Source organism: Acinetobacter sp. CY17 (genome assembly GCF_059515825.1).
Genome location: NZ_JCAKMX010000009.1, coordinates 114561 through 136448, shown reverse-complemented (window position 1 = coordinate 136448; position 21888 = coordinate 114561). Strand labels below are relative to the sequence as shown.

The 21888-nt window shown below is 41.0% G+C and carries 24 protein-coding genes and 1 rRNA gene; 11 read left to right on the top strand and 14 right to left on the bottom strand.

What is annotated here, in order from left to right; genetic code table 11:
- The first annotated feature begins 131 nt into the window (after nt 1-131).
- The 3 genes from rrf to AC5YCI_RS08605 all read left to right on the top strand — a co-directional run bounded on the left by rrf (nt 132) and on the right by AC5YCI_RS08605 (nt 2473).
- Nucleotides 132-246: ribosomal RNA gene (gene rrf, locus AC5YCI_RS08615) — 5S ribosomal RNA — on the top strand.
- 124 nt (nt 247-370) lie between these two features.
- Entirely contained in the window at nt 371-2137 is a 1767-nt protein-coding gene (locus AC5YCI_RS08610) for a GGDEF domain-containing protein (protein ID WP_496129219.1), read from the top strand.
- A gap of 24 nt (nt 2138-2161) precedes the next feature.
- Complete coding sequence (locus AC5YCI_RS08605) at nt 2162-2473, top strand: ankyrin repeat domain-containing protein (protein ID WP_496129220.1); 312 nt, start codon at nt 2162-2164, stop codon at nt 2471-2473.
- A 238-nt stretch (nt 2474-2711) separates the two neighbouring features.
- Here AC5YCI_RS08605 and AC5YCI_RS08600 read toward each other — a convergent pair whose 3' ends face one another.
- From AC5YCI_RS08600 to rplM, 5 genes are all read right to left on the bottom strand, one after another.
- Nucleotides 2712-3365: a hypothetical protein gene (locus AC5YCI_RS08600; RefSeq protein WP_496129221.1), complete on the bottom strand. Its 654-nt coding sequence runs from the start codon at nt 3363-3365 to the stop codon at nt 2712-2714.
- A gap of 14 nt (nt 3366-3379) precedes the next feature.
- On the bottom strand, nt 3380-3805 hold the full coding sequence (locus AC5YCI_RS08595) for a ClpXP protease specificity-enhancing factor (RefSeq protein ID WP_496129222.1): 426 nt from the start codon (nt 3803-3805) through the stop codon (nt 3380-3382).
- 15 nt (nt 3806-3820) lie between these two features.
- Nucleotides 3821-4468 carry a glutathione S-transferase N-terminal domain-containing protein gene (locus AC5YCI_RS08590; RefSeq protein ID WP_496129223.1) on the bottom strand — a complete coding sequence of 216 codons (648 nt, stop codon included), beginning with the start codon at nt 4466-4468 and terminating at the stop codon, nt 3821-3823.
- A gap of 253 nt (nt 4469-4721) precedes the next feature.
- Nucleotides 4722-5108 (bottom strand): 30S ribosomal protein S9, encoded by a 387-nt coding sequence (gene rpsI, locus AC5YCI_RS08585; protein ID WP_067763381.1) that lies wholly within the window; start codon nt 5106-5108, stop codon nt 4722-4724.
- A 12-nt stretch (nt 5109-5120) separates the two neighbouring features.
- Nucleotides 5121-5549, bottom strand: a complete 429-nt coding sequence (rplM, locus tag AC5YCI_RS08580; protein WP_004695096.1) for a 50S ribosomal protein L13 — start codon at nt 5547-5549, stop codon at nt 5121-5123.
- 255 nt (nt 5550-5804) lie between these two features.
- Between rplM and pdxA the strand changes: the two genes are divergently transcribed.
- From pdxA to AC5YCI_RS08565, 3 genes are read left to right on the top strand one after another with little or no spacing between them, the layout of a single operon-like run.
- Nucleotides 5805-6773, top strand: a complete 969-nt coding sequence (pdxA, locus tag AC5YCI_RS08575; protein ID WP_496129224.1) for a 4-hydroxythreonine-4-phosphate dehydrogenase PdxA — start codon at nt 5805-5807, stop codon at nt 6771-6773.
- A 19-nt stretch (nt 6774-6792) separates the two neighbouring features.
- Complete coding sequence (rsmA, locus tag AC5YCI_RS08570) at nt 6793-7605, top strand: 16S rRNA (adenine(1518)-N(6)/adenine(1519)-N(6))-dimethyltransferase RsmA (protein WP_496129225.1); 813 nt, start codon at nt 6793-6795, stop codon at nt 7603-7605.
- Nucleotides 7606-8442, top strand: coding sequence for a symmetrical bis(5'-nucleosyl)-tetraphosphatase (locus AC5YCI_RS08565; RefSeq protein WP_496129226.1), 837 nt, complete (start codon nt 7606-7608; stop codon nt 8440-8442).
- Between the two features lie 30 nt (nt 8443-8472).
- Here AC5YCI_RS08565 and AC5YCI_RS08560 read toward each other — a convergent pair whose 3' ends face one another.
- From AC5YCI_RS08560 to hflX, 3 genes are read right to left on the bottom strand one after another with little or no spacing between them, the layout of a single operon-like run.
- The gene (locus AC5YCI_RS08560; protein ID WP_496129227.1) at nt 8473-9141 is read right to left on the bottom strand and encodes an LrgB family protein; all 669 of its coding nucleotides are present in this window, start codon (nt 9139-9141) and stop codon (nt 8473-8475) included.
- Between the two features lie 9 nt (nt 9142-9150).
- On the bottom strand, nt 9151-9522 hold the full coding sequence (locus AC5YCI_RS08555; protein WP_496129228.1) for a hypothetical protein: 372 nt from the start codon (nt 9520-9522) through the stop codon (nt 9151-9153).
- Nucleotides 9523-9571: 49 nt separating this feature from the next.
- Nucleotides 9572-10900 (bottom strand): ribosome rescue GTPase HflX, encoded by a 1329-nt coding sequence (gene hflX, locus AC5YCI_RS08550; RefSeq protein WP_496129229.1) that lies wholly within the window; start codon nt 10898-10900, stop codon nt 9572-9574.
- Nucleotides 10901-11251: 351 nt separating this feature from the next.
- Between hflX and AC5YCI_RS08545 the strand changes: the two genes are divergently transcribed.
- On the top strand, nt 11252-12049 hold the full coding sequence (locus AC5YCI_RS08545) for a lysophospholipid acyltransferase family protein (protein WP_496129231.1): 798 nt from the start codon (nt 11252-11254) through the stop codon (nt 12047-12049).
- Here AC5YCI_RS08545 and AC5YCI_RS08540 read toward each other — a convergent pair.
- Nucleotides 12041-13645, bottom strand: coding sequence for a phospholipase D family protein (locus AC5YCI_RS08540; protein ID WP_496129232.1), 1605 nt, complete (start codon nt 13643-13645; stop codon nt 12041-12043). The two genes, AC5YCI_RS08545 and AC5YCI_RS08540, sit on opposite strands and share 9 nt — an antisense overlap.
- Nucleotides 13646-13717: 72 nt before the next feature.
- On the opposite strand from AC5YCI_RS08540, the gene AC5YCI_RS08535 reads away from it, so the two are divergent.
- The gene (locus AC5YCI_RS08535; protein WP_496129233.1) at nt 13718-14725 is read left to right on the top strand and encodes a metallophosphoesterase; all 1008 of its coding nucleotides are present in this window, start codon (nt 13718-13720) and stop codon (nt 14723-14725) included.
- Here AC5YCI_RS08535 and AC5YCI_RS08530 read toward each other — a convergent pair.
- From AC5YCI_RS08530 to trhA, 3 genes are all read right to left on the bottom strand, one after another.
- Nucleotides 14722-15075, bottom strand: a complete 354-nt coding sequence (locus AC5YCI_RS08530) for a hypothetical protein (RefSeq protein WP_496129234.1) — start codon at nt 15073-15075, stop codon at nt 14722-14724. The two genes, AC5YCI_RS08535 and AC5YCI_RS08530, sit on opposite strands and share 4 nt — an antisense overlap.
- 111 nt (nt 15076-15186) lie before the next feature.
- Nucleotides 15187-16500: an MFS transporter gene (locus AC5YCI_RS08525; RefSeq protein WP_496129235.1), complete on the bottom strand. Its 1314-nt coding sequence runs from the start codon at nt 16498-16500 to the stop codon at nt 15187-15189.
- A 142-nt stretch (nt 16501-16642) separates the two neighbouring features.
- The gene (trhA, locus tag AC5YCI_RS08520) at nt 16643-17284 is read right to left on the bottom strand and encodes a PAQR family membrane homeostasis protein TrhA (protein WP_496129236.1); all 642 of its coding nucleotides are present in this window, start codon (nt 17282-17284) and stop codon (nt 16643-16645) included.
- Between the two features lie 100 nt (nt 17285-17384).
- Here trhA and AC5YCI_RS08515 point away from each other — a divergent pair, with 100 nt between their 5' ends.
- Together AC5YCI_RS08515 and AC5YCI_RS08510 are read left to right on the top strand one after the other, a co-directional pair.
- Nucleotides 17385-18584: a class I SAM-dependent methyltransferase gene (locus AC5YCI_RS08515; protein ID WP_496129237.1), complete on the top strand. Its 1200-nt coding sequence runs from the start codon at nt 17385-17387 to the stop codon at nt 18582-18584.
- A gap of 9 nt (nt 18585-18593) precedes the next feature.
- Nucleotides 18594-19016 carry a GNAT family N-acetyltransferase gene (locus AC5YCI_RS08510; protein ID WP_496129238.1) on the top strand — a complete coding sequence of 141 codons (423 nt, stop codon included), beginning with the start codon at nt 18594-18596 and terminating at the stop codon, nt 19014-19016.
- Nucleotides 19017-19065: 49 nt separating this feature from the next.
- Here AC5YCI_RS08510 and AC5YCI_RS08505 read toward each other — a convergent pair whose 3' ends face one another.
- Nucleotides 19066-19380 carry a hypothetical protein gene (locus AC5YCI_RS08505; protein WP_496129239.1) on the bottom strand — a complete coding sequence of 105 codons (315 nt, stop codon included), beginning with the start codon at nt 19378-19380 and terminating at the stop codon, nt 19066-19068.
- Nucleotides 19381-19499: 119 nt separating this feature from the next.
- Nucleotides 19500-20510 carry an AraC family transcriptional regulator gene (locus AC5YCI_RS08500; protein WP_496129240.1) on the bottom strand — a complete coding sequence of 337 codons (1011 nt, stop codon included), beginning with the start codon at nt 20508-20510 and terminating at the stop codon, nt 19500-19502.
- 180 nt (nt 20511-20690) lie between these two features.
- On the opposite strand from AC5YCI_RS08500, the gene AC5YCI_RS08495 reads away from it, so the two are divergent.
- Complete coding sequence (locus AC5YCI_RS08495) at nt 20691-21842, top strand: CaiB/BaiF CoA transferase family protein (RefSeq protein ID WP_496129241.1); 1152 nt, start codon at nt 20691-20693, stop codon at nt 21840-21842.
- Nucleotides 21843-21888: the final 46 nt, after the last annotated feature.

Sequence of the window (21888 nt, the reverse complement as noted above, 5' to 3'; positions counted from 1 at the left end):
AAAATCACTACAAACAACTTGATTTAGTTAACGCTAACGAACAAAATAGACGACTCAGATATATCCTGTTAATAACTCATTTGACGAAAGTTAGGCATTTGTAAGACCTGATGAGTAAGCATCCAAGTTGTGCTGGCGACAATAGCAAGAGTGAACCACCTGATCCCTTCCCGAACTCAGAAGTGAAACCTCTTAGCGCTGATGGTAGTGTGGGGTTACCCATGTGAGAGTAAGTCATCGCCAGCTCATTATTCTAAAAATCCCCCCGATCATTGATCGGGGGGATTTTTTATATCAATATTAAAAGTGCTCATTAAGTATCTTATAATTTTTCAATAGATTAGGCTTGCTCTATATGTATGTCTCTATTATGCAGCTCTTACTAAGTGTAATGGTCTTAGCTTACAGTGCTGTATGTATAGCAGATGTGCGTCAACTTGAATTTGATCATAAAGAAAACACATCTCTCGATGGGACTTGGCATTATTTCCCGCATCATTTTTTAAAGAACTCTAAAAATGCTCCTAATATAAAGATTCACTTACCTAATTCTTTTCAAAAACTCGTGGGTCAAACTAGTCATCATGGCAGCTTTACACAGACTTTTCGTTTGCCCCAAGCTGCAGTTGGGCAGCCTATTGCTTTATTTTTACTTTATCAATATGGCGCATATGAACTTTATATTGATGATCGTTTAATGCTAAAAGTCGGCACAGTAGGTGATGCACAGCATCATGTTACAGAAATGGCGCCAAGACTACTTATATTCTCTGTAGATCAAGCTGTTGTGACCTTACGCTTAGATTTTTCTAGCTATCATCATATTCGCGGAGGTCTTGAAAACTCGATCGTGCTTGGCTATGAAGAGCCAGTGCGACGCCATTTTTATCAACATATTATTCCGGCGACTTGGGTAAGTGGTATGTTGGTGATGATTTCACTGTTTATGGCGCTCTTTGCAGTATGTCGTTTACGTCATCAAAAAAATATTATCGCTTTACTATATTTATCTTTATTTATTTTGTGCTTTAGTTTGCGTAGTTTCTTCGCGGTACCTTTTAGCTATACTTTATTTACTTCAATTAATTGGCTTTGGGGGACGCGGATTGAATATATATTGACAGGATTAATTAGTTTCTTTTTCCTCACCTATATTCGTTTAGCTTTACCTCATTTATTGCATAAAGCGATTTATGTTTTTCTAAGTTTTATTATCTTTGCCAATTTCTTGGTGGTTTTGACTCAATCCCCATTGGTTTTTCAAGATTTCTTTTTCAAAACTTTTATAGCCTCAATTTTACTTTTTATTAATATGCTTTATGGCGTTTATTATTCCTTTAAATCTAAAAATAAGTTCTCAAAATCTAATGCGTTAGCGATTAGTGTGGTCTGTTTAACTTTTATTCATGACTATTTACTAGGATTAAAATTAATAGATTCGGTTGAAATCGCATTTTATACCTCATGTATTTATTTTATTGTCGTGACTTTACAGTTGAGTCGCGATTATGCTTTACAGAGCGAACAGGCGATTGCTTATAACCAAGAGTTGGTACTTCTGAATCGTACCTTAGATCAACAAGTGGCAGAGCGGACGCATACAGTCATACAATTGAATGAACAATTAAAATTCCAATTAAAGCTGGATAGTTTAACCGGTGCTTATAACCGCTATGCTTTAAATGAAATGTTGCAGGATTATTTTTCTGGTCAAAAAAACAGCCATTATCCCATTGGCTTTTTTATGTTAGATGTGGATTTCTTTAAAAACTACAATGATGCTTATGGGCATCTTAAAGGTGATGAAGTACTCAAAAAACTGGTTCAAGCAATTGCTCAACAACTACCGGAAGGAGGATTTTTAGCCCGTTATGGTGGTGAGGAGTTTGCGATCATCGTGCCTAATATGTCCTTTTTTTACGCACAACAATTTGTTGAACAGTGTTTAGTTGCAGTACGTCAGTTAAATATCCCACATCAACATCGTTTAGATGATAAGCAGCATGTCAGTATCAGTATTGGGGGTGCCTTCATGCAATGCCAACAAGATTATCAAGATGCCGATAGTTTGATTCGCTGTGCTGATTTACGTCTTTATCAAGCCAAACAGCAGCGTGACTATGCTATTGTGAGCTAAACCAAATCTAAGATTGAGGTATGCATGAAATTAAATGCTTTTACACCTATCCCTGAAGATGATCAAGAGTTACATTTACCTGAATTGGTGTATTGGGCATCTTTAGGTGAGCTCAGTGAAGTTCAGCAGGCAGTGCAGCATGATGTAGATGTCAACACGACAGATGCTGAAGGGTATAGTGCCTTACATGCAGCAGCTGAAAATGGCCATTTAGCGGTGGTACAATTTTTGGTGAATCAAGGTGCAGATACAAATTATAAGGCACCCTATACGGCCTTAGAATTGGCTAAGATGGCAGGTCATAGTGAGATCGTAAACTATCTCAGTAAATTATAATTAAAAGCCCCATCATCCTGATGGGGCTTTTTGTATTAGGGTATGATTTAGGTATAACTCCTGTCGTACCTCACATTCCTGGTGCACAAACTTATTATTGTTGTTTTAGGTTTGGGAAACTTCCTGTCTCCTGATACATTGATCGTAAATAAATTTATATAGCGTGCATAGTGACTTAAAACTGCAAACTCTGTGCGTCTAAGCTTACAAAAAAAACCGCAACTGCGGGCTTTAGTGTTTAAGCGAACACCTGTGTTACTGCACCATACAAAATCCATAAAATCGCAATGGCAACAATCGGTTCCAAAACTTTAGACCATGCAGGTACAGCAGGCATAGCAACTTCGGCAACAGGGTGGTGGTCGTGATGATCGTTTTGGCTAACCATTTGATTAAACTCCTTTAGTGTAGTTTGCAATGATAGCTGTTCTTGCACCATTGGTTTAGAACCTTGTAGTTCTGTTAGTCTATTTGTTAACCAAACCCAATCATCGGCTTGGCCTGACAAATGTTCAATCTGTCCGCGAAACAGTTCGCGAAAGCCATCAACTCCAAAGCGCGCGGTATCTTCGAGTTGTTTTAACTCTTGTAGCTGTAAACTGACAATATCGGTTAATACGGGTTCTAATTGGTCTTTAGGTAGAGGGGATTGATTGTGTACAGAGGTGGTAAGGCGTCGTGCAACTTCTTGAATATAGAGTTGTTCTTGTGATTGGATCTCTTGATAGAGTTTGTTGTGATCTTCTCGCCACAGTGTAATTAACTTACCTAAGCTTAAAACATTTAAGTCATGTAATAAGTTTTCTTTCGTGGTTGGGTCATATTGCTGTAGAAGCTGAGGCTTTTGAATACTAATCTGCTCAGCAAAATATTGTACTAAATCAAAAGCCATTAGATTCTCCTTATTTAATCCAAGATACGTAGGCTTGGTTTTTTCTTGGGTTGTTGTTGCTCTTTTGTTTCTGATTCTACTTGAACTGCTGGAGTTTGAATATCGGCATATTCACTTGGGTCAAAGAATAAACCTTGACCATTTTCGCGTGCGTAGATGCCAAGTAAGGCTGCAAATGGTACATAAATATCACGAGATACACCGCCAAAACGTGCAGAGAAGGTAATTGCATCGTTACTCATATGTAACGCATGTACCGCATGAGGCACAATATTTAAAACAATTTGTCCATCTTGCACATATTCAGTTGGGACTAGGGTATGGGCAGCGGTGGCATCAACCAATAAGTAAGGTGTTAAGTTGTTGTCACAAATCCACTCGTAAATAGCGCGAGTTAGATAAGGACGAGTTGGTGTCACGTTTAGTTCTACATCAGACATAATAGACTCAATCAGTTAGGTTAAGAATTCACGATAGCGATTTTTTTCCTGCAAAGTGAGGGATTGAATAAATGCAGGTCGGCTAAATATACGTTGGCAATATAAGTGAATCGGGCGGCAATGCTGCTTTGGCAGTTCAATCCCCATGGCTTTTAGGCGCAGAAAAATGGGTGCTAGCATACAATCTAAGATGCTCAAGCTTTCCGACATAAAATAAGGAAAATGCTGGAATAAGGGCGTCAATGAAATCAGCATATCACTTAACTTTTTTTGAGCAGTTAGTTTGGCTTTGGCATCTAAGGTATCCGGATGACACAGCATGATGTCAGCTAAGCGTAACCAATCATTTTCAAAGCGCCATACGTATTGACGTTGCTCAGCACGTGGCCCGGGAGCATCGGCATAAAGTTTATTTTGACGATAACGATCATCTAGATATTCGGCAATAATCGTGGTATTAAATAATTTCAGCTCATTTTCAATTAGCATGGGCAAGCGATTATAAGGATTTAAGGTGGCAACATCTTCATCGCTATCATCGACCATAATTAAATGATATTTAATTTGTTTTTCAGCCAAAACATAACGAATCCAATGGCAGCGGAAATCATCACTATGGCTGTATAAGGTAATTCCCTGTATGGCTGGGTTTTCCAAGGACATAAACTACTAAGCTAAAATTGAAGAAATTAGGATACTAAAACCTGTGCCAAAAAGCACGTGACTCAGGCAAAGCACAACAAAAAATACCCAAGGAGAAGCAAAATGCTCAATATCATTTTTATTTTAAGCATGTTGATGATTGGTTTAGTCAATTATTATTTATTACGAGAATTTTGGTGCAGTAATGCTTATCAATAAACATAAAAAAAGCCTTGGGAATCCCAAGGCTTTTTTGTCCGATTCGGTAAACGAATTAACGTTTAGAGAATTGAGGACGTTTACGTGCTTTACGTAAACCAAGTTTCTTACGTTCAACTTCACGAGCATCACGAGTAACGAAACCAGCTTGACGAAGAGCAGGTTTTAAAGTTTCGTCAGAAGCGATTAGTGCACGAGTAATACCGTGACGGATCGCGCCTGCTTGACCACCAATACCACCACCTGAAACAGTGATGTAAAGGTCATACTTAGTTGTCGCTTCTAAAAGCTCAAGCGGTTGGTTAACAACCATACGAGCAGTCTCACGACCGAAGTATTGTTCTAAAGAACGGTTGTTAATTACGAGTTTACCAGTACCAGCTGATAGGAAAACACGTGCAGTTGCGGTCTTACGGCGACCTGTACCATAGTTAGTAGCCATGTGCTGTATCCCTTAGATGTCCAAAACTTGTGGCTGTTGAGCAGCGTGTGGATGCTCAGTACCAGCGTACACTTTCATTTTTTTGATCATTGCGTAACCAAGAGGACCTTTTGGTAACATACCTTTAACAGCTTTTTCTAAAACTGCTTCAGGTTTGTGCGCGATTAACTTTTCAAAGTTAGTTTCGCGGATACCACCAGGGAAACCAGTATGGCGATAGTATTTCTTGTCAAGTGCTTTTTTACCAGTCACTTGGATTTCTTCAGCATTGATTACAACGATATAATCGCCAGTGTCAACGTGAGGAGTATAAGAAGTTTTATGCTTACCGCGTAAACGACGAGCGATTTCAGTCGCAAGGCGACCTAAAGTTTTGCCAGAAGCATCAACAACGTACCAGTCGTGTTGAACTTCAGCTGGCTTAGCGCTGAGAGTTTTCATTAAACCACTACCTATTATAGTTGGTTTGGACTATGGAATCTGTCCAAACTAAAGGAGACGCGATTCTATACCAATCTGTACGGAACCACAATGAAAATTAAAATTTCAAGCGGCATATTCTATAGCGAAACTTGAAGGAGTGCAAATATTAAACAATAAATGCTGCGGTTTTTTTCAGCAATTTTAAACAATTGAACAAAATGCTAACTAGAAAATCTCGATATAATAAAGCCAAACTAAGTCGCGAGAATAAACATGCTGCCTTTATATGTCACCAGTGGTGAAGCTGCGGGGATTGGTCCTGATATTTGTTTAAGTTTAGCCAATCGTGTGGATGAGCGACCGATTGTGGTATTGGCAGATCTTAATATGCTAAACAGCCGTGCGCAGAGCTTAAAACTTGATGTCAAACTCATTGAATATCAAGGACAAACTGAGTCATCACAACGAGGTGAACTTTATGTTGAGCATGTTGCGCTGGCAGAAGAGGTGGTTTTAGGGCAATTAAATCCAAAAAATTCAGCCTATGTATTAGAACAATTACGCCGCTCGGCGGACTATGCTATGCAGGGTAAAAGTGTGGGTGTGGCGACAGCACCAGTGCAAAAATCAGTGATTAACGATGCAGGTATTGCTTTTAGTGGACACACCGAATATTACCAAGAATTTGCAGGTGTGCCGCGTGTCGTGATGATGCTTGCCACTAAAACTTTACGTGTCGCACTCGCGACCACGCATTTACCCTTACGTGCTGTGCCTGATGCCATTACGCCAGAGCGTTTGCAGCAAGTGATTGATATTTTAATTCACGATTTAAAATCAAAATTTAAAATTGATGCGCCAAAAATTTTAGTCTGCGGCTTAAACCCACATGCAGGGGAAGATGGCTATTTAGGCATGGAAGAAATTCAAGTGATTAATCCTGTGCTTGAAAGCTATCGTCAAGAGGGTATTAATATGAGTTTAAGTTTGCCTGCTGATACCTTATTTACCCCAGAAAACCTAAAAGATGCCGATGCAGTTTTAGCGATGTATCACGATCAGGGCTTACCTGTGTTAAAATCACAAGGCTTTGGTGAAGCCATTAATATTACCCTCGGCTTACCGTTTATTCGTACTTCTGTTGATCATGGCACAGCACTCTCCCTCGCAGGCACGGGACTGGCAAAAAGTTCCAGTTTGCATGTTGCTGTTGATTTAGCCTTAGATCTTGCTCGTCACTAATTCACGTTGGAATTCTTATATGTATCAAATTAATGCCTTAAACCCAAAAGATGAAGGGCATCACACGCGAAAGCGTTTTGGTCAAAACTTTTTACATGACCAACGTGTAATTGCCAAAATCGTGCGCTCAGTCAATCCGCGTACGGGTGACAATATTGTGGAAATTGGCCCTGGTCTTGCAGCGTTAACTTCACCGTTGATTGGTGAATGTGATGCTTTAACGGTGGTTGAGCTGGATCGTGACTTAGCGGCAGGTTTACCGGGTCGTGTACCGTATCCTGAGCGTTTAACCATTATTGAAACTGATGCATTAAAATACGACTTTACCGAATTATTTGAAGAAGATCGTCCATTACGTGTGGTAGGTAACTTACCTTATAACATCTCGACACCTTTGTTATTCCATCTCTTAGAATTTGGTAACAAAGTTAAAGACATGCACTTTATGTTGCAAAAAGAAGTGGTGGATCGTATTACGGCATCGCCAAATACCAAAGAATATGGGCGTTTGTCGGTGATGATTCAATATTACTGCAAACCGACCTTCTTATTTGAAGTGCCACCGGGTTCATTTAATCCACCGCCAAAAGTGACTTCTGCGGTATTCCGTTTAGAACCCTACGATGCGAAACCGATTGTGGCAAAAAATGAAAAAGCGCTGGCACGTTTGGTATCACATGTGTTTACCCAACGTCGTAAAACCCTGCGTAACAGTTTAAAAGGCATGTTGGCAGAAGATGGTTTTGAACAAGCGGGCGTTGATCCTATGGCACGTCCAGAAACCTTAACTTTGGCACAATTTGTGGCATTGTCGGATCAAATGGTGGGCTAAATGGCAGGTTATAACTATGTGATTGGGGATGTGCAAGGTTGCTTTGAAGCACTCAAAGCACTCCTTAAAGAAATTAAATTTGATGTGGACCAAGATTTTATTTGGTTTGCAGGCGATTTAGTGGCACGTGGTGAAAACTCAGTCGGTGCAATCCGTTTTATTAAAAAACTGGTCGAGCGCGGTGCAGCTGCAACCGTGCTTGGCAATCATGATCTGAATTTATTGGCTGTGGCGCGTGGCATTAAAGCCATCAATCCGAAAGATCATATTGATGATGTGATTCATGCCTTAGAAAGTGATGATTTGATTGATTGGTTGCGTCGTCAGCCCTTATGTTTATTTCCAAATGAACATACGGTGCTTACTCATGCGGGTATTCCATGCAATTGGACCGCCGAGCAAGCAGTACAATATGCCAAAGAAGTTGAAGCGGTCATTGCTCATGATGACTTTGCCGTGGTAGATGCTTTCTTAAGCGAGATGTATGGTAAAACTCCTGATCTTTGGTCAGAAGATTTACAAGGTCATGCGCGTTTACGCTGCATTACCAACTATTTAACCCGTATGCGTTTAACCGATGCAGAAGGGCGTTTAGAGTTTAGCTTTAAAGATAGTTTAGACGACCCAATGCCTGAGGGCTTTCAACCGTGGTTTGAGTTTGAGTCACAAGCGACACAAACGCATCAGATCATTTTTGGACACTGGGCTGCTTTACAAGGCAAAACTATCTCCGACAAAATTCAAAATGTCGATGGTGGTTGTGTATGGGGCAATCAATTGCTTGCTTATCGCTTAGAAGATCAGCAGATCTTTAGTGTGGATAATCCTTGCACCTAAATAAAACAGCCTGCTTGATGCAGGCTTTTTTTATTTGAGTAATAAAATAAAACTGGGTAGCCAAACTGCGGTAAATACTGCATTGACCGCCATGCCAAACGCAGCGTAACGACCTGCCACAGGGCCACGTTGCCATGCTTGCGCCGTGCCAATGGCATGCGCAGCCAAACCTAAGGCCAGTCCTGAAGCACGTTCATCTTTAATATTGCGTAAAATAATAGAAGAAAATGCCGCGCCAATCGTGCCAGATAAAATCACAATTAAAATTACCAAGGTCACAGGTGAATGCAATAGCTCAGCAATATTAATAGCAATCGGTGTAGTCACTGCACGCGTGGCAAAGGCCATGATGGTCGGCTCAGCCATATGCAACAAATACGCCAAGCCCATGGGTAGTGCCACCGCACTTAAACTGGCAAACACTAAAATACCCAACATGGCTTTTAAAGGTAAGTCATCATAGCGCATTGCAGCTAAAGGAATTGCTAAAGCCACGGTAACATAACCGAGTAAATGGCTAAAAATACTGTTCATATCGCTGTTATAGCGTTCATAAGGAATGTCTAAAATGAGCAATAAAGCAATCACAAGAAACATGCCAATCACTAAAAGTGGCACTTGCGGCAGGCGTTTATTAATCGGTTTAGCTACTAAATACGCCACTAAGGTGAGAATAAAACCAGTTAATACACTCAACATGTTATTCTCCTAAAGCCACTTTTTGGCCATTTTGGCATATACCCAAAGCGGGATTAAAGTGCTGAGCACCAACACCAATAAAAATACTGGAATCTCTGCGCCCATATGCACTAAGGCAATCAGCGAACCTGCACAAATCGGTAAAAAAGCAAAACCACTTTCTTTCATGATTTTATTATTGGTATCGACAAGGCGTTGTGGTAAGCCTTTAGTTGTGCGCCAAATGGCCAAAACCAGCAGTAGGCTTAATAAACCGCTAAGATTGCCCAGTTCTGGATGACCCCATTGCCCACATAACCATACTGCGCTTTCACGGAAAATAATAATCAGGGAAATGGTGCCAATCCAAGCAGGCCAGTCGATCTTGTTCAATCCTTGCATCGTCGCTTGTGCCTAAGTTTTATACGATAAGTTTCATCTTTTAACCGATTTAAGGTTTGATTTCAAACTCTTCTAACGTTCTTTGAAATTGTTGGGCTTTTTCGCCTAAAATTTCATCAATTGGTAAATGTGCTTGCTTAATCAGTTGTTCCAGTTTGGCTGGCGCCATGGCAACATGTAGATGTAAATTACCTTCATCATCATAATGTTCTTGATGGATGACATTTAAATTATACAACTGGGTGCGTAATTTACCGTAAGCAGGTTTTAACACCAGCTCAAAACTTTGTAATTGACCCATTAAGCATTCTTGCACGGCTTGCTTGAGTAAATCGAGTCCCGCAGCACTATGCGCTGACACATAAACCCGTTCAGGTTGATGTGGTTTGGCATAAATAATTTTCGCCTCTTCACCACTTTGGTCAATTTTGTTATACACGCGTAAAATGGGGGTATCCACGCCAATTTCTTTGAGCACTTTTTCTACCGCTTCAATTTGCTCATGCATGTCGTGACTGCTTGAATCAATGACATGCAAAATTAAGTTGGCTTCTAAAGTTTCTTCTAAAGTGGCTTTAAAAGATTCAACCAGTGAGTGCGCCAAATTACGCACAAAACCTACGGTATCGGCCAAGACTAAAGTGCCAATACCATCCCAATCAAGGCGACGCAAAGTCGGATCGAGTGTGGCAAACAGTTGATCGGCTGCATACACGTCGCTATGTGCTAAGCGGTTAAATAAGGTCGATTTCCCCGCATTGGTATAACCGACTAAAGACACAGTAGGTACAGCCGCCTTTTGCCGTGCGGCACGACCTTGAATCCGGGTTTGACGGACTTTATCCAGTTTGGTTTTAAGCTGGGTCATACGCACTTTAAGTAAACGGCGATCGGTTTCGAGCTGGGTTTCACCCGGACCACGTAAACCAATCCCGCCTTTTTGACCATCTAAGCCTAAACGACCACCCACCAAACGTGAGGAAAGATGCGCCAGCTGCGCCAATTCAACTTGTAATTTACCTTCAAAGGTACGCGCACGCTGCGCGAAAATATCTAAAATAAGTTCGGTACGGTCAACCACACGGCATTGCACCACACGTTCTAAGTTACGTGCTTGGGCGGGGGTTAAGGCATGGTCAAAAATCACCAATTCGGCTTCTAATGCTTGGACACGTTCGGCAATTTCTTCGGCTTTACCAGAGCCGACAAATAATTTGGCATCCGGACGCAGGCGCTGTACCTGAATATGTTCGACAACTTCAGCTCCTGCAGATTTGGCCAGCAATGCAAATTCAGCACTGTCTAGATCATCCAACATCTGTACAGCAACACTGACTAAAATAATACGTTCACTCTGCGCAGGCGCGAATTCTTCCACTCGATTCTCTTATGAGCATATAAACTTCTATTCTAGGGCAAAGCAGCAAAAAAGGACAATTGCTTAAGGCAGCAAAAGCGTATGCAAACATTTAGCAAATAATAAAATAGCGCCTAAATACAAAATAGAAAAACCGACAATGAGCTTGAATAAGGCCAGCGGCTTAAAGGTATGCACCCGAGATTCGATAGGCTGCTTTTGCATAATTCGTGTACTCAATCTGAACAAACGATAAGCGCAGTGTAGGCAATTCAATTTCAAGATGAAAATGGGATTTTTTAATCTTGTTCTTCGGTTTTTATGATTGAAGGGTATAGAATGCCAAGCGAGGTTAGCATGAGCAAGCATTGGATGAAGACAAGCCCTGTGGCGTTAAAGCCAAAAACTGTGTTAGATAAATTTTTTTTATACAGCAAAAAATTAGTCTCAGGTGTAGCCAGTATTAGTGAAGGTTACTATTTGGTCTATCGTCATGGTTTGTACAAGCAGCCGAATAATCCGCAAAATACCCGTTACGTGCAGCATTTTTGCCGTCAATTATGCCGTGTGTTTAATATTGAAGTAAGGGTGCATGGTGATATTCCGCGTACGCCTGCTCTTTGGGTGAGTAATCATATTTCCTGGTTAGATGTTGCAGTGCTAGGTTCTGCAGCACGGGTATTTTTTTTGGCCAAAGCCGAAATTGAGCGATGGCCTTTGATTGGTAAATTGGCCAAAGGCGGCGGTACCTTATTTATTCAACGTGGTTCGGGTGACTCAATTAAAATTCGTCAGCAAATCGCGACCTTTTTAACCCAAGATATTCCAGTGTTATTTTTTCCAGAAGCCACCACCACTGACGGCAGCAAAATTAAAAAAATTCATGGTCGTTTGCTGGGTGCAGCCATTGAAGCAGGTCAGCCGGTACAAATTTGTTTAATTTGCTATGTCAATCAAGACGGTCAGCTCGACCAAATTGCACCGTATGTGGGTGAAATTAGCTTTGCTGAACATGTTAAACGTGTACTAGAAATGCCAAAAGTCACTGCGCATTTAATGGCGCTGCCAAGCATTGAAGTGACAGGACATAGCGTGGACAGCTTGACTCAAGTGGTGAGCCAAGCCATGCAGCAGGGTCTAATCGAATTGCAAAACAAGGCTTTACATTAAATTTTCAATGGGCAACCAAGAAATCATTTTCAAGCCAGCCTTTTGCCACCATTTAATTTTGGGTTCTTTATGGAAAGTTTTAATGTTGCCATTGCTATGTTTGACTTTCCAATTGATTTGATTATTGGCGTCTAAAACCAGCTTATAGGCATATTTAGATAAATTTTGATCCATGGTGTGATGCACAGCACGCGCTAAGCTTGGACTATTTAAAATCACGCCAATTTCACTGTTATATTTGACTGAACGTGGATCAAAATTAAATGAGCCAACAAAAACCTGTTTTTCATCTAAAGCCATCAGTTTGGCATGCAAACTAGAACGGCTTAGCCCCTTTAAACTCACCTCTGATTTTTTGGAAATTTCGTTGGTATTTTTATTTAAGTTTTCAAATTCAGGTGCAGATAAAAACTCATACAACTCAACATTATTTTTAAGCAAATCATGACGATATTTGGCATAAAAAGCATGTACCAAAGCCACATCATTGGCTTGATAAGAGTTGGTTAGTACGCGAACTTTGACCCCATCTTGACTGAAATCTTTTAGCAAAGTCGCCCCGCTTTTTTGCGGGACAAAATAGGCTGAAATAATATCGACACTGCTGGTGGGCTGTTCTAAATGTTGGCCCAATTGCGCATATAAATATTCATCCTCAGCAGCCAAAGCTTTAATTTTATTGGGTGGATCTTTAACGACGGTCGCTTCGACCCAATTGAGTTGAATATCATTTTCCAGCCATTGCTCAAATGCACCCGAGCGTGCAGCCAAATCCAGATAATTTTGAACCGTCGCAAGTTGCGAATGCTCTGCCACTTGCTGTTTTAAGTTATAAAAATCCAATTGGTATTTTTGAGGATCAACTAAATTTACTACAGGATAGGCATAATCATCATTCCAGTATTCATCAAAGGAATGAATGATTTCATCTGACGCTGAACCGACCAACAGCACATCGACATCAGAGAATTGATAGTTGTCGCTGACGTTATAATATTGGTTACTCATATTACGCCCGCCAATTAACGCCAATTGGTTATCCACAATAAAACTTTTGTTGTGCATACGGCGGTTAATTCGTTTTAAATCAAGGGCAATGTCTAAAGTGCGCAGATAACGGAAGCGATACGGGTTAAATAAACGCACCTCAATATTGGCATGTTGATCGAGGGCCAAATAAATGCCCTGCATCTTTTTAGAGTTATTATCATCAATCAATAAACGCACTTTTACGCCACGCTCTGCAGCACGAATAATGGCATCTAAAGCCAAGGCGCCAATTTTATCGTTATCCCAAATATAATATTGCAGATCTAAGGTTTTTTCGGCCTTTTCAATTAAACGTAGACGGGCTGCCAATGCTTCCAATGGATCAGGCAACAGATGATAGCCGGTTAGCTGCGGATATTTTTCACGTAAAGGTAAAACAATCTGCGCCAAACTGGTTTGATCGGTTGGGGTATCAAAGGCATATTCAATTGGCTGTTGGGTATTTTTAGGCAAAGTCGAACATGCAGGTAAGCCAATTAGCGCGCAAAGTAGCACACTGAGCGTCGTGTGTTTAAAGCCAAAGCGAGAATGGGCAGGAGTGGGCATAGTAAGATCAAAGCAAAAAATAGCGTTTGAGTATAATTGCCAGCTGTGAAAAGATAAATAAAATTTATGGTGATGTGGTTTATGAACGCTTTGAATGTATTTTATGTGCTATTTACCTTGCTCGCGCTCTGGGGGATTGCCCAAGCATGGCTGAGTCAAACGCGCACAGAAACCATTCATCCGGTGAAAGCCTTTATTCATTTATTGGCCTTTTATTTATCTTATTTACTGTGGCCGTTGTGGATCTTTAGCATCTATGCAGGCTTTTACGATATTTTCTCGCTGCATCAAAGTATTTTTGTGTTTCTTTTGAGCAGTGTTTTAATTTATGCGCGTTTTATCGAACCGCATATGGTGTTGGTCAAAACCTTACATTATCAATTTAATCCGCAAAAGCCATTTGCACGTCCCGTACGCATAGCCTTAATTGCTGACTTACACATTGGTTTGTTTTCTGGGCATGAACGTCAACTCAAAATTATTGTTGATAAAATTAATCAGCAAAACCCAGATTTAGTAGTGGTAGCAGGTGATTGGACCTATGAGCCCGAAAACAAACTCAGCGATGAACTAAAAATTTTACAACAGATTCAAGCGCCCATTTATTCAGTCACGGGCAATCATGATGAGCAATACCCAGGCCCACCGATTCAGCAGTTGTTAAGTGATGCCTTAAGCAATAACAATGTGATTGATATTGAGAAAAAAATTGTAGAGTTTGATGAGTTTCGTTTAATTGGAGTAGGCGATCTTTGGGCTGGTAAAGCGGATATGCGTAACTTGCCTGACTTGCCGCAAGATAAACCGTTTATTCTACTGTCGCATAATCCAGATACTGTAGAGATGGTGCCTGAGCTGGGTATACGTCCTTTAATGCTGTCAGGACATACCCACGGTGGTCAAGTGGAGTTGCCGTGGGTTACAGACTACGTGATGAAAAAGGTCTCTATTTTAGGCCATAAGCGTGGTCTGTATCAGCATGCGCATGCAGATGTTTTTGTGACCGTGGGTACTGGCATGGTAGGGGTACCATTTCGTTTTCGTGTACCCCCAACCATTGATATTATTGAAATTTCTTAACCAAAGATAAAACCTAGGATGATCACCAATACTAAAATGACAATGGCGACCAAGATCCGTTTTTTCTTGATGGGATTTTCTTTGGCTAAGGCTAAACTAGGCTGTGTAGTTGAATGTGTAAAAGCGGTTTGATTGAGATTCACATGACTGGTGCTAGATGGGGGCAAGCTGCTTGGTAGAGTCAGATCATTGAGGTGGGCAAACTCAATTAAAACGGTTTCTGCTTGGGCTTCAGAAAGATTAAGCTGTTGTTGTAGCAGTTGTTTGGCTGTCGCAATCTGATGATCGTCAAGCAGGAGAATAAGTTCTGTAATTTGTTGTTCAGTCAATTGATCAATTATAGGGTTCATGCTGCACACTCTTCTTGGGGCTTTCTCTTATTTAAGAGTAATACAGTTGTTTTATATTGCAAATAAAAAACCAGTGCCTAAGCACTGGTTCTTCAGATGAATGAATCAAATTTAAACTTGGTTGTTGACGTCATCGTGTTTGGTTTCACGAATTAATAAGAACGCCAGTAAAGATAAAATTGATGCTGCAGTTAAGTAATATCCCACTGCTTGTAAACCATATTCAGTCGCAAGCTTGGTGGCAATTAACGGCGCAAAAGAAGCACCAAAAATACCCGCAAGGTTAAAGGTAAGCGCAGAACCGGTATAACGTACTGAAGTTGGGAAAATTTCTGACAATACGGTACCAATTGGACCGTAGGTTAACCCCATAATCGCCAAACCAATACATAAGAAGATAAACACAATCAAGGTGCTACCAGACTCAAGCATATCGGCAAAGAAAATACCAAAGATGGCAGAGATTAAACACACCGCAATAGAGGTGGCTTTACGACCAAATTTCTCAGCAAATATCGCAGATAATGGAATAAATGCAGCAAAACAAAGCGTAGCGACTAATTGTAATTGTAAGAATTCTTCACGTGTATAACCTAATTCCTTGGTACCCCATTGCAATGCAAATACTGTGGTTAGGTAGAACACTACGAAGGTACAAATGGCAGCAATCGTCCCCAAAATTAACATTGGAGTATGCTTTTTAAAGACTTCTACAAAAGGAACGTTTACTTCTTTTTGTTTATTCAATACTTTTTGGAAGGCAGGGGTTTCATGCAATTTTAAACGAATCCATAAACCTACAATGACCAATAAAGCACTAGAGATAAATGGAATACGCCAGCCCCAAGCCATAAAGGCTTCTTCAGACATAAATGCGCCTAAAGTTAAGAATGAGCCTGTAGCCAAAATAAAGCCAATGGGTGCACCTAATTGTGGGAACATACCATACCAAGCACGTTTACCTTCAGGGGCGTTTTCAGTGGCCAATAAGACCGCACCTGACCATTCACCGCCTAAACCTAAACCTTGACCTAAACGGCAAAGTGCCAGTAATAGTGGAGCAGCAATACCAATTTGTGCATAGGTCGGTAATAAACCAATACATACTGTAGAGATACCCATGGTCAACAGTGCAGCGACCAAGGTGGCTTTTCGGCCTATTCGATCGCCTAAGTGACCAAAGAGTGCTGCACCAATCGGGCGGGCAATAAAGGCAATGGCAAAGGTAGCAAGCGATTGAATCGTTGCTGTCATTGGATCTGTACTGGTTGGGAAGAACAGATACGGAAAGATAATCACGGCCGCAGTGGCATAGATATAAAAATCGAAGAATTCGATTGTGGTACCCACGAGACTCGCAGTCAATACGCGGAATTTTGAATTTGGTGCTACTTGTTCTTGAGATGCAGCTGATGATGACGCCATGTTGGACCTTACACTTACTAAAAATAAATAAACTTAGTTTTAAAAGCGTAATCTTTTTAAAAAAGGCGTAATTTTTTAAAAAAACAACGGGGACCACTTCAATTCGTCTCGCTCAGGGTCACTGAAATGAAGAATGAAGAGGTTAAATCACGTAAAGATAGATCGCAAGGAATTGTGATCCTGCGCCTAACAATACAAAAAAATGCCAGATAGCATGGGTGTATCTTACCCGTTTTAGAGCATAAAACAATGCACCCACCGTATAAGCTAAGCCACCTGCGATGAGTAAGGTTAAACATTGAGCAGATAAAAACTGCTGCATATCATCCATCACCAACAGTGCCAACCAGCCCATGGTTAAGTAAGAAAACAAAGAAATCTTTTGAAAACGGTGGATAAAAATCAGTTTAAATGCAGTGCCAATTAGTGCGATCACCCATAGTGCAATGAGTAACATTTTGGCTTTTAGGGTAGGCAAAGCAATAGCAAGAAATGGAGTATAAGTTCCTGCAATTAAATAATAAATTGCGGTGTGATCAAGCTTTTTATACCAAAAACGTCGTGTTTCAGTTTTGGCCATATGATATAAGGTTGACGCAGAAAACAGTAAAATCATACTGCAACCGTAAACCAGTAAAGCTAACCATTGACCAGTTGGTAAATATGAGCCTTTGATTAACATCAAGATTGTAGCAATTAAGGAAAATGCAGCGCCAAGGCCATGGCTCCAGACGTTTAAATTTTCTTCTTTTGCATCATAATTTTTTAAAAAATCGGCGTGCATTGCAGCCTCGATAATAAAAGTACACTTGTATAATAATTCAATTTTGCTTTTCGCGTAAGACAACCTTAAAATTTAACAGTCATTTTTTTAGGTTTTGCCCATGTCTCCTGTCAATCCAGAGCAGCAGTTTCTTGTCGCATGTTTAGATGCCATTCAACAGCAGCAGCTTGAACGCATTATCTTTAGCCAATATAAGGGTCCAATTGAAAACTTAGAAAAAATGACCCTGCGCGTCATTGAGCTGCAAAATGTGCCCACTTTAAGCTGTTTGTATCGTTACAAAACCCAAGACGTCACCAAAAATTATCCTCTAGATGAGGCAGAGGGCTTGCTAGCAGAATTGTTGGCAGATTGTAAGCAAGCCAATTTATTTAGCTTAACAGGCGAGACACAACTGAAAAAAAATAAGAAAAAAGCCATGCTGACGCAAAGCAAGATTAAGCCTGTACTGAAAGCCCAGCCACAAGGGCATGATCGTGCCAAACAACGCTTTGTTGATCAAGATAGCCAATTCTTACAACATTTAGGGATTACCGATGCCAAGGCACAAGTGATTCCTAGCATGGCGCGTAAATGGAAACAAATTAATAAATTTGTAGAGATTTTTGCAGGTGCACTCGCACAAATTGATACCACACAACCTTTGCATGTCGTAGATTTTGGCTCAGGCAAAGGTTATCTAACCACGGCCTTATATGATTACACCGCCAAGACCTTGCAAACACCTTTTGTGACAGGGGTGGAGCTTAATCCCAAAATGGTCGAGTTTTGTCAAAATGTGGCAACGCAATCGGGCTTTCATCAACTTGGCTTTTTTCAAGGGGATGTGCGCACTTATGCACCTGAGAAATTAGACGTGATGATTGCACTACATGCCTGTGATGTGGCGACTGATTTTGCCATTCATAGCGGGATTCGTTTAAACGCAAAAATTATTATGTGTGCGCCGTGTTGTCACAAAGAATTACGCCCACAATTACACAGTCCAACAGTGTTACAACCGATGCTGCAATTTGGCATTCATGCGGGTCAACAAGCAGAAATGCTTACAGACACTATTCGTGCTTTATTACTTAAAGCCTATGGCTACGAAACCAAAGTGTTTGAATTTGTTGCGCTTGAGCACACCAGTAAAAACAAAATGATTTTAGCCACCAAAGCCAAAGACTTTACTGCACCCGATCAAGCGGTATTAGCACAAATTCAAGCCTTAAAAGACATGTATGGTATTCAAAAGCATTCCTTAGAGTTATTGCTAAATGATCAATGGGATCAACAAGACATTGGCTGTAAATGCTAGGAGTGTGGCATGGATAATATACAGATTATGGCAGGCACTTGGCTTGAATTGCAGCAAGATGCCAAAAGCATTCGTGAGCAGGTATTTATTGTTGAGCAACACATTGCGCCTGATGATGAATGGGATGAATTAGATGCCGTCTCAACGCATTTTGTGCTGTATCAAGACCAACAAGCGCTTGCCACTGCGCGTTTGTTAGCCGATAACAGTATTGGACGTGTAGCAGTGCTCAAATCTGCGCGTGGGCAGGGTCTCGGTGAGACATTGATGCGCTATGTGATGGACTATGCCAAGCAACAAGGTCGTTTGAGCGTACATTTATCGTCACAAGTCCATGCCATGGCGTTTTATCAGCGCTTGGGCTTTATTGCAGAAGGTACAGAATACCTCGACTGTAATATTCCACACATGAGGATGCGTTTAGTGTTCTAAATAAAAAAGGCAAACCTTAAGTTTGCCTTTTTTGATGTTTAACAATGTATTAGTGACCGTGATTGCCTTCTGCATGCGACATATTCATGTTGGCATGTTGCTCGGCACTCATGCCATGCTCTTCAGCCGTCATGCCCTGTTCAGTGGCCGTTGACGCAGCTTGGCTAGCATCTTGTTTCATAGTTGGTGCATTTTTAAATGCATGTTGCTGATGGCTTTGGTCTTTATTTTGCTGACTTGGCATATACTCAGGATCATTTTCCATTGCTAGATAGAAGATACCTAAAAAGATAATACTAAGAATAAAAGCAACAATCAGCGCTTTCCAGCCCCAAAAGGTTTTTTCTGGAGGAGTTTCATGCATAACGGCACTACCCAACGAGGAGATTAAACAGAGAATAGATGTTACTTTATAACATGAAATCAGTAGAAAAAGTATAAAAAAAGCCCAAGACAAGGCTTGGGCTTTTGATGATTTTGGGATTAATGATAACCGTGTAATTGACGGTATAAACCAGGGGTAACACCTGTCCACTTTTTAAAGGCACGGTGGAAGGTACTGGTTTCACTAAAGCCGACTTGCTGCGCCACATCTTCTAGGGTCAGTCTTGGATTGAGCAACAAATGAATCGCAGCATCGCGGCGTAGCGCATCTTTGACCCCTTGGTAGCTCTTACCTTCGGCAGCCAAACGACGACGTAGAGTCTGTGGTGATAAATACAACATGGACGCCACGTCATTTAAGGTTGGCATCTCTTCGCCAATTTGGCTCTTTAACACATCACGAATACGTGAAGTTAAAGAATGGGTATTTTTAAACTTCACCAATAAGTCGGCAGGCGCAGTTTTTAAGAAATCTTCTAAAGTTTCACCAGTTTGACGAATCGGCAATTCTAAATAATCTGCGGCAAAGGTAATCTCGGTACGTGCAGCGTCAAATTTCATCACAGGGGCAAAGAACAGCGCATCGTATTCATCGGCATGACTTGGGCGTGGATAGTTAAAATGCACACGCTCCAAAGGAAGCCGACGATCAATCAACCATGCTGCTAAGCCATGCCAAATCATCAGCATACTTTCGGTAATATAGTGATCAGGATCGGCATCTTTAGGCACTAAAGGCACCAAACGTGCTTCGTGTTTATCGCGTTCTAAAGTGACACACCATTCATCACCAAACAATTTATAAAATTGTGTTGAGAGCTCTAAAGCATCACCTAAGGTTTTAGCATGCACAATCAACTGACACATAATGGCAAAGCTACCCAAACGACGAATATCTTGGCTAAAACCAATATGTTCATCTTGGGTCACCATCCACAGCATTTTCACAAAGCGGGTGTACTGTTCAGGTGAAATACGGGCTTTGGGTTGGCGTAGTAGTTCAGCTTCAATTCCCACATGCGATAACAAAGTTTCTACGTCCATCCCAAGACGTTTTACCCCAGTGAGTGCGGCATTGACAAAGTGGATACTAATGGTATCTCGACTCATGTTAAATTCTTCAGTCTCTCTTGTATTCACTTACTGTTGACCTAATGATGCTTAATCTCAATAACTTACATGGTAAATTGCCGAAACGATCAAGGTAAATGGCTGAACATGACATTGTGCAGGCTTGTTTTTTTGCATAGTATGCATAAAAAATAAGCAAAACAAGAGTAAAATCACACCATGTCAACTTTATTACATAGCCTCAAAGTTTTAGATTTTTCCACCTTGCTGCCTGGTCCATTTGCCAGTTTATATTTAGCTGATTTAGGTGCTGAAGTGGTGCATATCGAATCATCAACCCGAATTGATCTGATGCGTGTACTGGAGCCTTTTGCCAACGGTCAAGCCACAGCGCATAGTTACTTAAACCGCAATAAGCAATCGATTGCTCTAGACCTTAAAGACCCTGCCAATATTGCACTTATTAAAGAAAAAATTAGCCAATACGATATTGTAATTGAACAATTTCGCCCTGGGGTGATGCAGCGTTTAGGCTTAGATTACGCGAGCTTAGCTGCCATTAACCCACGTTTGATTTATTGCTCAATTACCGGTTATGGACAAAGCGGACCCTATAAAGATAAAGCAGGGCATGACCTCAATTACGTGGCACTGGCTGGTATTATGGGCCATTCAGGGCGCCAAAACAGTGCACCTCCTGCTTTAGGGGTGCAAATGGCTGATGTGGCAGGTGGTTCTTTTCATGCGGTGATGGGAATTTTAGCCGCAGTGATTGAACGTCATAGCAGCGGGCTCGGCCAATACATTGACATTTCTATGACCGATTGCGTGGCCAGTTTAAATACCATGGCAGCTGCTGCGGTATTGGCAGGAAATACCAAAGTTAGCCCAGAAATAGGCCCCTTGAATGGTGGTTCATTTTATGACTACTACCAAACGCAAGATGGTAGATATATGGCACTTGGCGGAATTGAACCGCAATTTGTGCGTGGTTTAGCCGAAATTTTACAATTACCTGAATTAATCGAGGACAATAAAAGCTTTGCGGAACTCGATGTCCAAATGATCAAACCGCTCATTCAAGCCAAAATTGCCAGCAAAACCTTGGCTGAATGGCAAGCGATTTTTAGCCAACATGATGTATGTGCAGAAGCTGTATTAAGCTTAGATGAAGCACTGCATTCTGAGTTGGCGCGTGAACGTGGTTGGGTGGTCGAGGTGCCCTTAACGCAAGGTTCTGGTCAAACTGAACCACAATTGGGTTGTCCTATTCAGTTTTCGCGCTCACACAAACGTTATGAATTTGTCGGGCAAGCCTTAAATGCCGGTACATGGCTGCTTCAAAAGCCTAAGCTTTCTGATAGCGCTTAGTCTTTTTTCTGCTAAACACAGCATAAATATCTAAATAATATTAAAA

Bases quoted from the DNA above. Each gene is read 5' to 3' on its own strand.
- AC5YCI_RS08545 (WP_496129231.1), top strand. From the start codon at position 11,252: ATGAAGACAAGCCCTGTGGCGTTAAAGCCAAAAACTGTGTTAGATAAA.
- AC5YCI_RS08555 (WP_496129228.1), bottom strand. From the start codon at position 9,522: ATGCAAGGATTGAACAAGATCGACTGGCCTGCTTGGATTGGCACCATT.
- AC5YCI_RS08540 (WP_496129232.1), bottom strand. From the start codon at position 13,645: ATGCCCACTCCTGCCCATTCTCGCTTTGGCTTTAAACACACGACGCTC.
- AC5YCI_RS08495 (WP_496129241.1), top strand. From the start codon at position 20,691: ATGTCAACTTTATTACATAGCCTCAAAGTTTTAGATTTTTCCACCTTG.
- AC5YCI_RS08530 (WP_496129234.1), bottom strand. From the start codon at position 15,075: ATGAACCCTATAATTGATCAATTGACTGAACAACAAATTACAGAACTT.
- trhA (WP_496129236.1), bottom strand. From the start codon at position 17,284: ATGCACGCCGATTTTTTAAAAAATTATGATGCAAAAGAAGAAAATTTA.
- AC5YCI_RS08515 (WP_496129237.1), top strand. From the start codon at position 17,385: ATGTCTCCTGTCAATCCAGAGCAGCAGTTTCTTGTCGCATGTTTAGAT.
- AC5YCI_RS08535 (WP_496129233.1), top strand. From the start codon at position 13,718: ATGTGGTTTATGAACGCTTTGAATGTATTTTATGTGCTATTTACCTTG.
- AC5YCI_RS08605 (WP_496129220.1), top strand. From the start codon at position 2,162: ATGAAATTAAATGCTTTTACACCTATCCCTGAAGATGATCAAGAGTTA.
- pdxA (WP_496129224.1), top strand. From the start codon at position 5,805: ATGCTGCCTTTATATGTCACCAGTGGTGAAGCTGCGGGGATTGGTCCT.
- AC5YCI_RS08505 (WP_496129239.1), bottom strand. From the start codon at position 19,380: ATGCATGAAACTCCTCCAGAAAAAACCTTTTGGGGCTGGAAAGCGCTG.
- AC5YCI_RS08600 (WP_496129221.1), bottom strand. From the start codon at position 3,365: ATGGCTTTTGATTTAGTACAATATTTTGCTGAGCAGATTAGTATTCAA.
- AC5YCI_RS08560 (WP_496129227.1), bottom strand. From the start codon at position 9,141: ATGTTGAGTGTATTAACTGGTTTTATTCTCACCTTAGTGGCGTATTTA.
- AC5YCI_RS08610 (WP_496129219.1), top strand. From the start codon at position 371: ATGCAGCTCTTACTAAGTGTAATGGTCTTAGCTTACAGTGCTGTATGT.
- AC5YCI_RS08595 (WP_496129222.1), bottom strand. From the start codon at position 3,805: ATGTCTGATGTAGAACTAAACGTGACACCAACTCGTCCTTATCTAACT.
- AC5YCI_RS08510 (WP_496129238.1), top strand. From the start codon at position 18,594: ATGGATAATATACAGATTATGGCAGGCACTTGGCTTGAATTGCAGCAA.
- rplM (WP_004695096.1), bottom strand. From the start codon at position 5,549: ATGAAAACTCTCAGCGCTAAGCCAGCTGAAGTTCAACACGACTGGTAC.
- AC5YCI_RS08500 (WP_496129240.1), bottom strand. From the start codon at position 20,510: ATGAGTCGAGATACCATTAGTATCCACTTTGTCAATGCCGCACTCACT.
- AC5YCI_RS08565 (WP_496129226.1), top strand. From the start codon at position 7,606: ATGGCAGGTTATAACTATGTGATTGGGGATGTGCAAGGTTGCTTTGAA.
- rsmA (WP_496129225.1), top strand. From the start codon at position 6,793: ATGTATCAAATTAATGCCTTAAACCCAAAAGATGAAGGGCATCACACG.
- rpsI (WP_067763381.1), bottom strand. From the start codon at position 5,108: ATGGCTACTAACTATGGTACAGGTCGCCGTAAGACCGCAACTGCACGT.
- AC5YCI_RS08590 (WP_496129223.1), bottom strand. From the start codon at position 4,468: ATGTCCTTGGAAAACCCAGCCATACAGGGAATTACCTTATACAGCCAT.
- AC5YCI_RS08525 (WP_496129235.1), bottom strand. From the start codon at position 16,500: ATGGCGTCATCATCAGCTGCATCTCAAGAACAAGTAGCACCAAATTCA.